At 43.8% G+C, this 14,338-nt stretch carries 13 protein-coding genes and 2 tRNA genes; all 15 read right to left on the reverse strand.

The genetic code is table 11. The features are described 5' to 3' along the window. Positions 1–29 precede the first annotated feature (29 nt). The 15 genes from spoIIE to SC79_RS19205 all read right to left on the reverse strand — a co-directional run bounded on the left by spoIIE (position 30) and on the right by SC79_RS19205 (position 14,274). Positions 30–2,513 carry a stage II sporulation protein E gene (spoIIE, locus tag SC79_RS19135; RefSeq protein WP_039076436.1) on the reverse strand — a complete coding sequence of 828 codons (2,484 nt, stop codon included), beginning with the start codon at positions 2,511–2,513 and terminating at the stop codon, positions 30–32. Positions 2,514–2,713: 200 nt separating this feature from the next. Beyond that, positions 2,714–2,785 (reverse strand) — tRNA-Glu (locus SC79_RS19140). 9 nt (positions 2,786–2,794) lie between these two features. After that, positions 2,795–2,871 (reverse strand) — tRNA-Met (locus SC79_RS19145). Positions 2,872–3,038: 167 nt separating this feature from the next. Next, positions 3,039–3,425, reverse strand: coding sequence for a S1 domain-containing RNA-binding protein (locus tag SC79_RS19150; RefSeq protein WP_003218379.1), 387 nt, complete (start codon positions 3,423–3,425; stop codon positions 3,039–3,041). A gap of 80 nt (positions 3,426–3,505) precedes the next feature. Further along, a complete protein-coding gene (divIC, locus tag SC79_RS19155) occupies positions 3,506–3,883 on the reverse strand; it encodes a cell division protein DivIC (protein WP_082022851.1) in 378 nt (125 codons plus the stop codon). Between the two features lie 17 nt (positions 3,884–3,900). Further along, positions 3,901–4,536 carry a spore cortex biosynthesis protein YabQ gene (gene yabQ, locus SC79_RS19160; RefSeq protein ID WP_039076438.1) on the reverse strand — a complete coding sequence of 212 codons (636 nt, stop codon included), beginning with the start codon at positions 4,534–4,536 and terminating at the stop codon, positions 3,901–3,903. Beyond that, positions 4,533–4,835, reverse strand: coding sequence for a sporulation protein YabP (gene yabP, locus SC79_RS19165; RefSeq protein ID WP_039076439.1), 303 nt, complete (start codon positions 4,833–4,835; stop codon positions 4,533–4,535). Before yabP ends, yabQ begins: the two co-directional genes overlap by 4 nt. 78 nt (positions 4,836–4,913) lie before the next feature. Next, positions 4,914–5,174, reverse strand: a complete 261-nt coding sequence (locus SC79_RS19170; RefSeq protein WP_039076440.1) for an RNA-binding S4 domain-containing protein — start codon at positions 5,172–5,174, stop codon at positions 4,914–4,916. 2 nt (positions 5,175–5,176) lie between these two features. Continuing rightward, the gene (gene mazG, locus SC79_RS19175; protein ID WP_039076441.1) at positions 5,177–6,646 is read right to left on the reverse strand and encodes a nucleoside triphosphate pyrophosphohydrolase; all 1,470 of its coding nucleotides are present in this window, start codon (positions 6,644–6,646) and stop codon (positions 5,177–5,179) included. Further along, the gene (locus SC79_RS19180) at positions 6,636–8,234 is read right to left on the reverse strand and encodes a putative polysaccharide biosynthesis protein (RefSeq protein ID WP_039076442.1); all 1,599 of its coding nucleotides are present in this window, start codon (positions 8,232–8,234) and stop codon (positions 6,636–6,638) included. Before SC79_RS19180 ends, mazG begins: the two co-directional genes overlap by 11 nt. Before the next feature lie 183 nt (positions 8,235–8,417). Beyond that, positions 8,418–8,954 (reverse strand): stage V sporulation protein T, encoded by a 537-nt coding sequence (spoVT, locus tag SC79_RS19185; RefSeq protein WP_039076443.1) that lies wholly within the window; start codon positions 8,952–8,954, stop codon positions 8,418–8,420. Between the two features lie 135 nt (positions 8,955–9,089). After that, complete coding sequence (gene mfd, locus SC79_RS19190) at positions 9,090–12,623, reverse strand: transcription-repair coupling factor (protein ID WP_039076444.1); 3,534 nt, start codon at positions 12,621–12,623, stop codon at positions 9,090–9,092. 69 nt (positions 12,624–12,692) lie between these two features. Further along, entirely contained in the window at positions 12,693–12,923 is a 231-nt protein-coding gene (gene fin / locus SC79_RS19195) for an anti-sigma-F factor Fin (protein WP_039076445.1), read from the reverse strand. A gap of 59 nt (positions 12,924–12,982) precedes the next feature. Continuing rightward, a complete protein-coding gene (pth, locus tag SC79_RS19200; protein ID WP_039076446.1) occupies positions 12,983–13,549 on the reverse strand; it encodes an aminoacyl-tRNA hydrolase in 567 nt (188 codons plus the stop codon). A 107-nt stretch (positions 13,550–13,656) separates the two neighbouring features. Then, positions 13,657–14,274, reverse strand: coding sequence for a 50S ribosomal protein L25/general stress protein Ctc (locus tag SC79_RS19205; protein ID WP_039076447.1), 618 nt, complete (start codon positions 14,272–14,274; stop codon positions 13,657–13,659). Between the last annotated feature and the right edge of the window lie 64 nt (positions 14,275–14,338).

The raw sequence follows: 14,338 nt of genomic DNA on the forward strand, positions 1-14,338 counted from the left end.
CCAGAAGAAATTTGATTTATACGGAAGCATTATGAAATTTCTTGTTTGTTTTGAAAGATGGCCGGAACAGGAATCGATGCCCACTTTGGTGTATTGTGGTCAATCCGGACGACAACCACCGTCATATCGTCCTCGATCTGGCCGGATCTCGTGCGAATGACTTCCTCCATTAGCAAATCAGCAATCTCCTGCGGGTCATCTGTTTTTAAATCCTTCATTTTGCGTTTCATCCATAAATCATGATTTTCTACATGTTTTGGCCCCTCAAAAATACCGTCACTCATCATGATCAAGAGGTCACCCGCTTTCAGCTGCTCACTCACAACCTCCACATCGAATTCATTAATAATGCCGATTGGCAGATTGCTCGCTTGAACTTTCATGACCTGATCACCCCTTTTGATAAAACTAGGCGTCGATCCGACCTTCAAAAATTTACAGGTGGCATCCTGAAGATCGATAATAGATAGGTCAAGCGTGGAATAAATCTCGTCAGTTGTCCTCAGGGACAATATGCTGTTGATTGTTTTAATTGCTATTTTTTCATCAATGCCGGATTCAAGGATTTTTTCAAGAAGCTTGATCGTTTCATTGCTTTCGAAATGCGCCCTTGCACCATTACCCATCCCATCACTGATGGCCGCTGCATATTTTCTGGCCCCAAGCTCTATCATGCTGTAGCTGTCGCCGGAGACAAGGCCGCCGCCTTTCGCAGCGTGAGCGGCACCGGTAGATACCCTATATGATTTTGTTGATCCAAAGGCAACATGGCTGTATCCATTCGGGTGCGGGGAGTGCTGTTCGGCTTTCACAAGAATTTGTTCTTCCAAAATGTCGGAAAGCATAGGGGCAATGATTTTTTCACTTTCTCCATGGCCGCTGAATGGTATCGTCATTTCGATATCGATATTTCCTTGTTCAAGACTATAGATTTCCACATGTTGAATCTCGATTCCGAAATGCTGAAGCGCTTCTATGATTTGCTCTTCCTGCAGAAAGTGCTGTTCCCGCTCTCTTTTTATTTCCCGAGAAAAGTCTGCCATGACCTCAGAAACACCTAAAAGCTGTTCAGCAACAAGACGCCTGCTGTCCTGTACCTTTTTCTTCAGCGTCAAATGGGCATGATGATGTGCGAGTTCATCCTCAATCAGCTCTTCAACCTGCTTTGATTTAGAGCAATGCTGATGAAACTCTTTTTTCAGCCTTCGGTTAGATGCATATTCTTTTTCTTCTGTTTCAAGCATAACTTGTTTCATTAAGTCATATGTTTTATCAAAGTTCTGTACCCAGCACCTGTTTTTCTTGTAGCACGTCTGACAGGAGTGCTCTGTGATCTTGCTTAAAAACAAATCAACTTCGCTGTCATCTGTCTGTTCTTCTGATGTTTGGTAAAAGGTTGCAAAGCTTTCAGACAGCGCGTGGAATACATTGGAGAACTGGTCTACCTTTTGAGCCGTGACATCTCTGATTTTCCTGGCATATTGCTGCTGCTCTTGAAGATGCTCCACCGTTCCCGGAATATATCTCGCCACTTTCTTTGTAATCGATTGAGGTGTAAGCAAAAACAGGCCGACTGCGATTAATGACTCATAAAGCGTCGTCATTAGACCAGCGGAGCCTTCACCATATAAAGAAATAAGAAGAGATCCAACGATCAGACCGATTGCTGCGCCCGCTTTTTTTCCTTCCTTCAGCAAACCGCCTAATAAACCGGAAAAAGCAAGCAGGCTCATTTGATAAAGATTTCCGATATTCGCCAAACCAAGGATCAGGCCGGTCACGACACCAACGGTACAGCCAATGCTTGCACCGCCAATAAAGGAAAAACTCAATACAACATAACGGGCCAATATATGTTCTGCCTGCATCCCTTGATAGGACAAGCCGGCCAGCCCCGTCAAAACAGAAGCGATAAGGATCATAAAACAAATAATTTCTTCTATCTTCAATGACTGTTTCACTTTTTTTACGGTAAAAACCGGAAGGCTTTGAAGGAAAATCAGCGTCAAAATAAAGGATAGTCCAGCTTCAACGACAGCCATTACATAATCATAAGTTGTAAACACGCCACTTTGGGCGTAAACAAACCCGGCTCTTGCTATAGCCATGGAGAAAAACACAACAATCGGAAGTGCTTTCACACGATCATCGGTGATGAAGGCGGCCACTTTAGAACATACGAAGAATGCCAGTAATGCCGCTAATATGAGCAATGAGTGCTTTGGAGAAATGGTTAGCGCACCCGCAAGTACAGCCAGCACTGCATAAAGCGCCTTATCTCTTCTGATCAGAAGCATTGCTCCAAAGAAAGGAAGTGCGAAAGGAAGCACCTCGGATAATATGAAAGCCCGTCCAAGCAAAAATCCGATGACGACATAAATGAATCCTTTGTAGAAAAACAGTGAATGCAAATGATGAGTCACCAGCTTCGCGCCCCTGTTACAAAACGATTGGAGTTTTTCCAAAGCTTGTCCCGCCATTGGCCCGTTCACTCTTCTTTCTGCTTTTTCCATTCCTCTCATCTCCCACCTGTTATATTCGTTGCCTGTCATTATAGCGAAAGCACAGATAGGATTTTGTCAAAAGAAGGGAACAATATTAAAGAAGTCTTCGACGGTTTCTGCCTAGATATTCATTTATCAAAAGAATATCCGGAATGTTGTCTAAAAATGAAAAAAACCGGTTTCTACAAGAGAAACCGGTTTTCTTAGGATGACCCGTACGGGATTCGAACCCGTGTTACCGCCGTGAAAGGGCGGTGTCTTAACCGCTTGACCAACGGGCCAAACAAATATGGTAGCGGCGGAGGGGATCGAACCCCCGACCTCACGGGTATGAACCGTACGCTCTAGCCAGCTGAGCTACACCGCCATATTGTTTTGTGCGTTTGAGCACAAGTTATATATTACAAAGGTTTGTCCTTTTCGTCAACAGAAACTTTAATGTTGTAATTTTCTGATTTTAAAAGCGGGAGAGGATAATAAAAAAGCATCCGTCGGGATGAACGGATGCTTCATTTATTTATAGAAAGCAGCAAGTTATCCTCTTCTTGCTCCGCGCCCTCCACGTTTTGATTCCGTATTACGCTTTAAAGATGACAAGCGATCTTCGCTGTCTTTTAAAAACTTATTCATTTTCTGTTCAAAAGATTCTTTCGGACGGAAATCATTTCTAGGTCTGGCTTGCGGACGGTCTTTAGCTTTTTTAATAGATAAACCAATTTTCCCGTCTTTTTCAACGTTGATGACTTTCACTTCAACTTGGTCGCCGACTTTTAAGTGGTCGTTAATGTCTTTGACATAGTTATCAGCTACCTCACTGATGTGAACGAGACCGGTTGAGCCTCCAGGCAATTCAACAAATGCTCCAAAATTTGTAATACCTGTAATTTTCCCTTGCAACTTGCTGCCAACTTCAATCGACATAAAAAAAGTGCTCCTCCTTAGGCTTATAAAAAGATCGTTTGCTTAATTATACCTAAATAAAAATTTAAGTGTCAACAAGGCTACTTGCTCTTCTTCTCCACATTGAAGATAATTTCTCCGTCTCCGGACATGAATAAGTCCCGTCTGGCAAGCTCTGTAACGTAATCCTCATCCTTCAATTTGGATATTTCTTCTTTTAAATCCGCTTGTTTTGTCTTTAAACTTTTTAGTTCTTTCTCAAGCTGTTCTTTCTTTTCTTCTTTTGCGCTAAGGGAAGATGTTTGAGACCATACAGAGCTCGCCAGCACGATTGCCGTCAGAAATACGAGGGCGCCGAATACAGTCAACCGCCTGTACAGCCCTTTACGCCTTCTTTTCTTCAGCTGATTCTGCCGCTCTACTTGTTCTTTATAGTCGTTTTGTATTTCAGTTATCGTTCGTTCACTGGAAAATTTCAAACCAGACGGTCCTCCTTTCATCTCTTCAAAAAACGTGTGATGGCCGTTCTTATGGTTACCAATAGTTTCTTCTTCTTTTGGAGAAATCCTGCACCTTTTTCAAAATAACGTCTCATAGTTAGACGTATTTTTTCAGGAAGAAGTTTCAAACATTGTTTTGCGATAAAACGGATCGGAAAACACAGAACCATGGCTATTTTATATAGACACAACAAGAGAAAAACGATCAGGCGGTATGTTTTCTTTAATAAAAACGACGCCAGCCAAATGATCGCTCCGCATGTCCATAAAACAGGACGAAATAACACATGCTGAATGAGTTTTTTGAAGAATTGATAAACAGAAACAACAAGGTGAATGACGAATTTCAGTATTTTTATATAGATTCGCTTGCAAAGGCTCTGATACGTCGCAATGCCCAGCAGAACCGCTAAAAAGATGTACAGCCTGAATTCTCCCTCATTTACATGAAGCAAAACATAAAAGAAAAGCAGCCCCTGCACAATCCAGAAAAGAAGATCATGAATAAATAATAGCCATCTGGCAGTTTTGGCACGAATGACAAAGAGCCGGTATGTATCAAGCGATGCGCCGAACCAGAGCCCCATACCGGACATCGCCAGCATTGTATAGAATTGTGTCGTCAGCGTCATTTAAACAACTTGCTAAAAAACCCTTTAGCTTTATCCCCTTGTTGTTCGTCTAAGTACACTAAATCAAATACCCTGCCTTTAATAGATACAATCCCTTTTTCCACATCTAAATTTTTCATCTGCAAGTTTTGGCCTCTGACTGAGAGCATCCCCATCACCGTTTCCAGAAGGAACTCTTCATTATCAAAGCTCTCCACATGCTTAACCCCAGAAATATCTAAATGCTTCCGGCCTTTCATTGTCACATCATGCTCTTCCGGAACAGACGAAGAACCTTTTTGATCGTAATATGAATTCATCTATTCAGCCCCCATATCCTCGATACTTTTAGCATTATTACTGCATTGTATGAGGCGGGGGATGTTTTTAGAACAAGCCTATTCGCCGAGTTTTTCTTCCTTTAGGATTGTATACATGTTTGCAGCTTCTTCTTTTTTCGTCGTGTCTTTCAACTCATTTATTTGAACTGTTACAAGCTTTTGGCCGAAGCGGACCGTTAGTTCATCTCCGGGTTTCACGTCAGAGCTTGCTTTAGCCTGGTTTCCGTTAATAGAGATTCGTCCTTGGTCAGCTACTTCCTTTGCTAATGTACGTCGCTTAATCAGCCGTGATACTTTCAAAAATTTATCTAATCTCATATTTATGATCTCCTCTCAGTTTCTTTTGCTTCATTCCACAGTTTGTCCATGTCTTCAAGAGACATATCAGCCAGCTCAATTTCCTGTTCCTTCGCAGTTTTCTCAATATAAGAGAAGCGTCTCCGGAATTTGTCATTGGTCATCACCAGTGCTTCCTCAGGCTCTATTTTGTAGAAGCGGGCTACATTCACCAGTGCGAACAATACGTCGCCAAACTCAGCCTTGAGATTGTGTTCATGAGGATCTTCAGAAACCTCAGAAGAAAATTCTTTCATTTCCTCGCTTACCTTTTCCCAAATATCGCTGACGTCTTCCCAATCAAAACCGACCTTCGCTGCTTTTTTCTGGAGTTTAGCGGCTTTTGAAAGAGCTGGAAGTGTTTTCGGCACGCTGTCTAATAAGGATGCTTCTGGAGTGCTTTTTTCGGCTTTTTTTATGTCTTCCCAATTTGCCAAAACATCGTTTTCATCCTGAACCTTAGCATCTTTAAACACATGGGGATGTCTTCGGACCATTTTTTCACTAATCCCTTTTATGACATCATCAATAGTGAAATAACCTTCATCTTCACCTATTTGTGCGTGGAGTAAAACCTGAAGCAAAACGTCGCCGAGCTCTTCGATCATGTGGTCTGTGTCTTCTTCATCAATTGCTTCGAGAAGTTCATAACATTCTTCAATCATGTATTGTTTTAATGACTGATGAGTCTGCTTTTTATCCCACGGACATCCATTAGGCCCGCGAAGCTCTCTGATGATGCTTCGGAACGCGGAAAATTCGTGATAAAGCAGCTTCTCTTCTTTAATCGGCGGAATATACACACTTGTTAAGTTATTCAAGGCGACATTGCGGTCCAGCTCAAATAAAGGCACTGGGTGGATTTCCTCGTCACGGCTCCCCGCCGCAGTCACGATTACAACCTCATAATCGTCTGGAAGCTTCTCCATCAATGTCAGTTTGACTTCAGAAGCCGTCATTTTGTCGTAAACCTGACATATGATCAGGTGATGTCTGAGCTCAAGCTCATCCGCGGACAACGTGCCGGCATCCACAAATTGAAAACCTTCAATCGGGTCGATTTGCAAGGCATTGAATGTGGCATCAAGAAAACTTTGTCCTCCCGCGACGTTTACTTGAACATGTTCCTCTTCCTGCCGCTCCGTCAGCAGCTGTACTGTTTTTTCCGCTACAAAGGGGTGTCCCGGCACAGCATAAACCACGTCCTCATGTTGCGCCGCTTCAAACAGGATCTCAGCAATTTCTTCGTATACGGCATCGAACTGGTCGTGTTTCTCATATATATCGTCAAAAAAACGGATAGTCTTCGTATCTTTTTCAAGCTCCTGAATTAAGGGATGATCCTTGGTTCTGACATAAAGCGTATCTGCCTTCGTCAGCAGCTTATGTATCCCAATTGTCAATTGGTCCATGTCTCCGGCACCAAGTCCGACGACTGTAATATTACCCGCCATTTTGTTCTCTCCTTCTGATGATTTTGCTTAACTTGCTGCCAAAAGGCACACTGTTTAGCTCTTCATCTGTAAATATTCCCAATTTCATCATACAATAAATGAACACCGCGCCACCAATGGCAACAGCAGAAAAACTTTCAATCGCAGATGCTCCTCTTCCTGCTGCAGGAAGCAAAAAAGCCCAGAGTCGCAAATATGTAAACAAGACTGCCGCCATTAAAAGGGCAGATCCAATCATCGGAATCAAAATGCCTTTGAGCTTGCCCAGCCATTCTTTTTGCCGAAGCTGATACAAGTTAAGGCCGGCGACAGCCGCAAAGGAAGCAGCCGTTGCAATTGATGCCCCTTCAATCCCATAGTGCGGCACCAAAAGAGTGTTTAACACCCATTTTAATGCAAGACCGGCGCCCACCGCTATCGCAGGAAAAACAGTGTAGCCCGCTCCCTGCAAAACTGCGGCTGCCGTGACCGCCAAGGATGCAAACAAGATGGAGCTGCTGAATACTTGTAACGCGGCTGTCCCTTCACTATTTTGAAACAGCATGATGTTGACCGGCTCAAGAATGCAAATCAACCCAGCCGACGCCCCTGTACCCAGTACAAGACATAATTTTAAAGATGACGTGACTTTTTCTTTCATGATCTTCAGCTCTTTGTCCTTTACGGCCTTTGAAATATACGGAACGAGTGATGTCGCGATGCTCACCGCGAAAACTGAACCGAGCTGCAGCAAGGGCTGCCCCCGATCATAAATTCCCTTTAGGCGTTTCGCTTCTTCGCTTGCCTCACCGCCCGAAAGCAAAGCATATAAATTCAACGCATCGACAAGCTGGATCAGCAAAAGCAGCAAACTGCTTACACAAATTGTAACCGAATACAAGAGCAGTTTTTTTATCAGTTCTTTTGTTGTAATGACATTTTCATTGTGGCTATTCGTTTGGTTGTCTCTTTTCACTTTGAACCAAAGAAAACCAAGGATGATTAACCCAACGAAACTTCCGGCAAGAGAGCCTGAAGCCGCTGCCGCTCCCGCAGTATAGAGCGAAGCCCCCTGTTTGACGAGCCAATATGATAAGCCCAGGAGCACCGCAACACGCAGAAACTGCTCTGTCATCTGCGATAAAGCTGACGGGAACATATCTTGCCGCCCTTGAAAAGCGCCTCTAAGCAGCGCGACAAACGGGAAGAGCAGAAACGCAAACGCAGTCACTTGAATTAACACGGCGAGATGTGAATCTCCCATAAAACGTGCGATTGGAACAGCACCCATATATAAGCAAAGAAATAATAAAATGCCGATTAACGACAAAAACAACGCTGATATTTTTAATATGTTGCGATGGCTTTTTTCACTATAATCATTCATCAGTTTCGAGATAATGACCGGAAATCCTGATGTGGACAGCATGACCGCAATACCGAGAAAGGGGTATACCTGCTGATATATATAAAATCCAACATCGCCGACAATGTTTTGAAACGGGACTCTGTAAACGGCGCTTAATATTTTTGAGATGACGCCTGCCAGAATTAAAACAAATGCCCCCTGCCAAATCCAATGCCGTTTGACGCCTATTGAATCGTCCATCCAAAAGCTCCTTCCCAACGTCAGGGGCAATACGGTTCACGTATTGCCGCGGCATAAATAAAAACGAGGTTATTATACCATATCCCAACCCTTGGAATCCTTTATCGGCATGCACGTAAAAAAGAACAGCGTCCCAAGGAGAGCTGTTCTTTTCATACCTATTTTTGATAAAAGGAATAAGACCTACTGTTCCATTTGACGAGCCAAGAATCCAGCTGCTGTCTCAACGGCTTTATGCTCTACTTCTCCCATTGTCTGATCCTTTGAAAAAATAACCACGGCGCCTATCGGATCACCATTCGCCACAATTGGGCAGACAGTATAAGAATTCATGTCCTCATCTATGCCATTAACAAGCTGTACTGATTTCGTGTCACTCTCAAGCACGGAACTGCGCTGATCCATTGTTTTTTCCAGCATTTCGCTGATTGGCTTGTTTAAATAGTCTTTTTTCGAGCTGCCGGACACGGCAATATATACATCGCGGTCACAAATCAGCACTGAATGGCCGAGACTATCGTAAAGCGCGTCCGCATACTCCTTTGCAAAGTCTCCAAGCTCACTGATCGGAGAGTACTTTTTCAAAATAACTTCTCCGTCACGATCTACAAAAATCTCAAGCGGATCGCCTTCCCTGATTCTCAGAGTTCTGCGAATTTCTTTAGGGATCACGACCCGACCTAAGTCATCAATACGACGTACGATACCGGTTGCTTTCATCTCTGGTGCCTCTCTTTCATTTGATGGTATATACATGTGGGAAAGACCTAAAGCAGTTACTTTATGTACCTTCCGCCTCGCTTGAAATTAGTATCCGTCACATCAAATGTAATATACACCAGAGAGTAACAAATTTTACGTTGATGAAATGGTTTGCTTTTTCACATCTTTTAAGCCTTTCAGCATGCCCAGCACTGTTTCGAGCCATTCATCGGCACTCCGGCCTTTCGTCTGTATGGAGATTTTGAGCTTTTTGCCTTCCATTCCCAATCCGATTTGCCTGCCATATTTATTGCCCAGCTCAAACAGCTTCTGGCCGTCAATATCAGCACTTGCTTCTTCAGAAATCGTCAATCTGACCGCATCTTTATCCCGCTTAATCAGCTCAACACCTTCATGTCTCGCATAAACCTTCATTTCAGCAACAGTAAACAAGTACTCGACTTCTTTAGGGTAGTTTCCAAACCGGTCGATCATTTCGTCTTGAAGTTCATTCTTTTCTTCGAGTGTAGCCACAGACCTAAAGCGTTTATACATATCAATTTTCTGTTTGCCGTCTTGAATATAGGTTTCAGGAATATAGGCATCAAGCTCGACATCAATTTCTGTTTCAAACTTCTCCGTTTTCGCTGTGTCTCCTTTACGCTCCTCAATGGCCTCCTTCAGCATTTGTGAATAGAGATCAAATCCGACTGAGTCGATAAATCCGTGCTGCTGGGCGCCGAGAAGGTTCCCTGCTCCGCGAATTGTTAAGTCACGCATTGCAATTTTAAAACCGGAACCAAGCTCTGTGAATTCTTTAATGGCCTGCAGCCTTTTCTCAGCCACTTCTGTCAGCACTTTATCCCGACGGTACGTAAAGTAAGCATACGCCACACGATTAGAACGGCCGACACGCCCCCGCAGCTGATAAAGCTGAGAAAGCCCCATCTTGTCTGCGTCAAATACAATGAGCGTATTGACGTTCGGGATGTCTACGCCGGTTTCGATAATGGTTGTGCTGACGAGAACGTCTGATTCTCCTTCAAGAAAATTCAGCATAACGGTTTCTAGTTCGTTTTCTGTCATTTTCCCATGCGCATACGCCACCTTCGCGTCAGGGACAAGCATAGAGATCTCATCCGCTTTCCGTTCAATATCCTCTACCCGGTTGTACAAGAAATAGACCTGGCCTCCGCGCGCTAGCTCACGTTCAATCGCCTCTCTGACAAGGGCGCCGTTGTATTCCACAACATACGTCTGCACGGGGAATCGGTTTTCCGGCGGAGTCTCGATGACTGAAAGATCCCTTACGCCAAGCATAGACATATGCAGCGTACGCGGAATAGGCGTGGCAGTTAATGTTAATACATCCACATTGGCTTTGATTTGCTTGATCTTCTCTTTATGGGTTACACCGAAACGCTGCTCTTCATCAATGATAAGGAGCCCTAAATCTTTATAAACGACATCTTTGGATAACAGCCGGTGCGTCCCAATGACGATATCAACAGTACCGTTTTTTAATCCTTTGAGCGTTTCGTTCGCTTCTTTCCTCGTTCTGAATCTGCTGAGCAGGCCGATGTTAATCGGGTAGTCCTGAAAGCGCTCAGTAATGGTTTCATAGTGCTGCTGTGCCAAAATGGTTGTCGGAACAAGCAACGCTACCTGTTTCCCGTCACCTATCGCCTTAAATGCAGCACGTATGGCAACCTCTGTTTTGCCATAGCCCACATCTCCGCATAGCAAGCGGTCCATCGGACGTTCTCGTTCCATGTCCTTTTTGATTTCGTGAATGGAACGAAGCTGATCCTCAGTCTCTTGATAAGGAAACGCCGACTCAAATTCACGCTGCATCTCATGATCAGGCGTAAACGCATAGCCCTTGCTCGCTTCCCTTTCGGCATATAGCTTAATTAAGTCATCAGCAATATCCTGAACCGATGTCTCTACTTTTTTCTTGACCCGCTTCCATTCGCTTCCACCTAATTTATACAGCTTTGGCTCTTTCCCTTCAGAGCCAACATATTTTTGCACCTGATCAATTTGTTCGACAGGGACGTAAAGCTTGTCGCTTCCCTGATAATGAATGTTTAAATAGTCTTTGTGAATCCCGTTGATTTCTAAGGTTTCAATCCCTAAATATTTCCCGATCCCGTGATTAATATGAACGACATAATCACCGATTTGCAGCTCGGAATAGCTCTTGATGCGCTCTGCATTTGTAAGCTTCTGTTTACGCGGCTTCTTTTTTACGCGGTTTTTGAATAGTTCTTCTTCTGTAATAACGGCAAGCTTCATTAACGGCAGCTCAAAGCCCGATTGGAGCTCGCCTTCCATGATATAAACCTGTCCCTGAACAAGCGCTTTTTTGCTGTCCGTCACGGCGGCTTCGATTTCGTAATCAGCCAGAACAGAAGATAACCGCTGCGTACGTTCCTTATTTGCACCTAAGAATACAACGGTGAAGTTGGATTTTTTAAAGCGCTCCATTTCTCCCGCAAGCACATTCATTTGGCCATGGAAGCTTTGCATTTGCCTGCTTGACACATTGACGATATTTTGCGGACTCGTATGGTGTACATGCCGCAAAAATAAAGAATAGTACAGCAGAGAGCGTTTTTGTTCAGCTACTATTTTTTGGAAGCTGAATGACAAACTGATGTCATGCAAAATCTTACCTTCCTCAAGAAGGTTTGTTATGAACTCGGCTTCTTCTTTTTGAAGCTGTTCTTCCATCTCATGAATCCGGCTGACTTCATCCAAAATCAGAAGTGTATTATCAGGTGTATAATCTAGTAAACTAGCAGGCTTTTCATAGAAATACGAGAGATACTTCACCAGCTCCTGATCTGTCTGGCCTTCAGACAAACGTTCTTTGTCATGCGAAATATTTGTATGAAGAATTTCTTTTTGCTTGTCTTGCTTTAATTTTTTCAGGCTTGCGGCAAGACCTTTATCCATTTTCTCTATGGCCCGAACCTTTTCTTCAGGCCTGATAATCAATTCCTTCGCAGGACCGATATTGATCGAGGAAAGGGTCTCAATTGACCGCTGATCATCCGAGTTAAAGCTGCGAATTGAATCCACCTCGGTGTCAAAAAGCTCAATTCTCACCGGATGCTCTGAAGTCAGCGGGTATATGTCGATGATTCCTCCGCGAATGCTGAATTCCCCGGGTGAAGCAACCATATCAGAGCGCTCATAACCGATCTCTACAAGCTGTGATGCAAGCTGATCAGGTTCGATATCATGGCCCGTTTGAATGCGCATTTGACTGTTTTTCCACACCTCTACAGGCGGCAGCATTCTTCTGATCGCAGCTACAGGCGCAACAACAATTGGCGCTTCTCCATTCGTTAATCTATTAATGACATCTAATCGCTGCGCTCTCAATTCAGGGCTTGCGACTGCGATTTCTGATGAAATGAGTTCATTGACGGGGTACAAAAGAACAGACTGATCCTCTATAAGTGCAGTCAGATCATCCGTTACTTTCTGGGCTTGATACAAATTATGAGTGATGAGAAAGATAGGCTTTTTCGTTTCATTAGCCAGGGCAGAAGTGAAAACAGAACGCGCGGAACCCGAAAGACCCGCGAGCAGCTGTTCCTTCAGCCCCTCGTGTAAACCGTTGATGATGGATTTAAAGTCATCGCTTTCTTTTATAAAGGTTTGAATATTGTCCATATGGCCCCTCCTCTCTGTTTCCTGTGAGAACAGAAAAACGCTTTGGTCTAGTGTCTACACCAAAGCTTTTTATTGAATAAATGTGTGATGTTCGTGGTAATGCGGATTTCGGTCAAGCGCCTCTTGGCAATCTTCACATATCGTCGATACATGGACATCTCCATTTTCTTTATAAGAAATCATATCGTTTCTTTCTTCGTTTGTTAAGTGCTGAAATCCAAGTGAGTCAGTCGATACCGCGGAAGATTCGAGACTGCCTACTTTCACTCCGCAATGACGACAATAATAATGCAAAGCCATACAAGGGACCTCCTGATGAAAATGTCATTTTGGTGTAGTATGGGCTTTGTTGATTCATTTTATACCTTTGCGTTAAATTCGTTCATGACTTCCAAAAATGGTTTACTCAGAGAAGCTTCACAAGCCTTCACAGATTTTGCGATCGCTTCACCAATATCAGGTGCCTCCTCCTTGGTGAAAGAGCCTAACACATAGTCAACGACCTTCATACCGTTTACAGGCCGGCCGATTCCAATGCGGATACGGTCAAACTCGGATGTTCCAAGATGCTGGATCAGTGATTTGATGCCATTGTGCCCTCCGGCGCTTCCTTTTGTTCTTAAACGGATCTTGCCAGTCGGAAGATCGAGGTCGTCGTAAATGACTGTTACTTCGTCATTTTCGACATCATAATAGTCCATTAAAGGCCGCAAACATTCTCCTGATAAATTCATATATGTAAGCGGTTTAACGAGTAGAACCTTTTTGCCGCAAACAAATCCGGTTCCGTATAATCCATTCCATTTATTTTGATTCAGCTCAATATTCCATTCCTTTGCAAGCTGATCTATCACCATAAATCCGACATTATGCCGTGTGTTTTCATAGTTCTTCCCCGGGTTTCCGAGACCGGCGATCACAAGCATGGCGAATCCTCCCTTAGTCACATAAACTCCCGTCTGCATAAGCGGGCCATAATTCTTCTCATTCTAGCACAAAAGACGTAACCGCGGGAGGGTTACGCCTTAAGCTGCTATTTTTCTTTGTTTTCACCTTCAGGCCGAGCATCGGCAGATTCCTCTTCATCTATCTCAGCTGTTTCCTGCTGCTGCGGAGGAAGGATAGAAGCCAAGACCTCATCTGATTCATGATGAAAGGAGTAGTCATCGCCAGCATGCAAATCCGCAATTGTCAGTACTTCATTTACATCGAGGTTTGAAATATCAGCCTCTATCGTTTGCGGAATGGCTTTTGGCTTAGCCTTTACAGTAAGTGCGTACAGCGGCTGCTGCAATACGCCTCCGTTTTTCACTCCAATGGCTTCTCCGGTCAGATGGATCGGAACTTCCACCTCAATGTCTTCACTCATATTGACCACTTGAAAGTCTGCGTGCGTGATTTCATTTTTCAGTGGGTCCGTTTGCAGGTCTGTTACCATGACAGAATGTTTTTCTCCGCTGACATCAAGCGTGAGGACTGTATTTTTCCCTTCGTCCCTCAGCGTTTTGATCAGCTCCACACTGTCTAATGATACAGGTTTGTTTCCCGTGTCTTTCCCATATATGATACCTGGAACATGTCCTGAAGTACGGATATTCCGAAGAGACGAACGAGTAAAGTCCGTTCTTTCTTTTGCCGTTAAAGTTGCCATATTCAGCACCATCCTATTATCGTTTTATTGTCCTATTACAAACAATACCCATAACGACAAGGAT

Origin of the sequence: Bacillus sp. MSP13 (assembly GCF_000815295.1) — a bacterium.
Taxonomy (GTDB): Bacteria; Bacillota; Bacilli; order Bacillales; family Bacillaceae; genus Bacillus; species Bacillus vallismortis.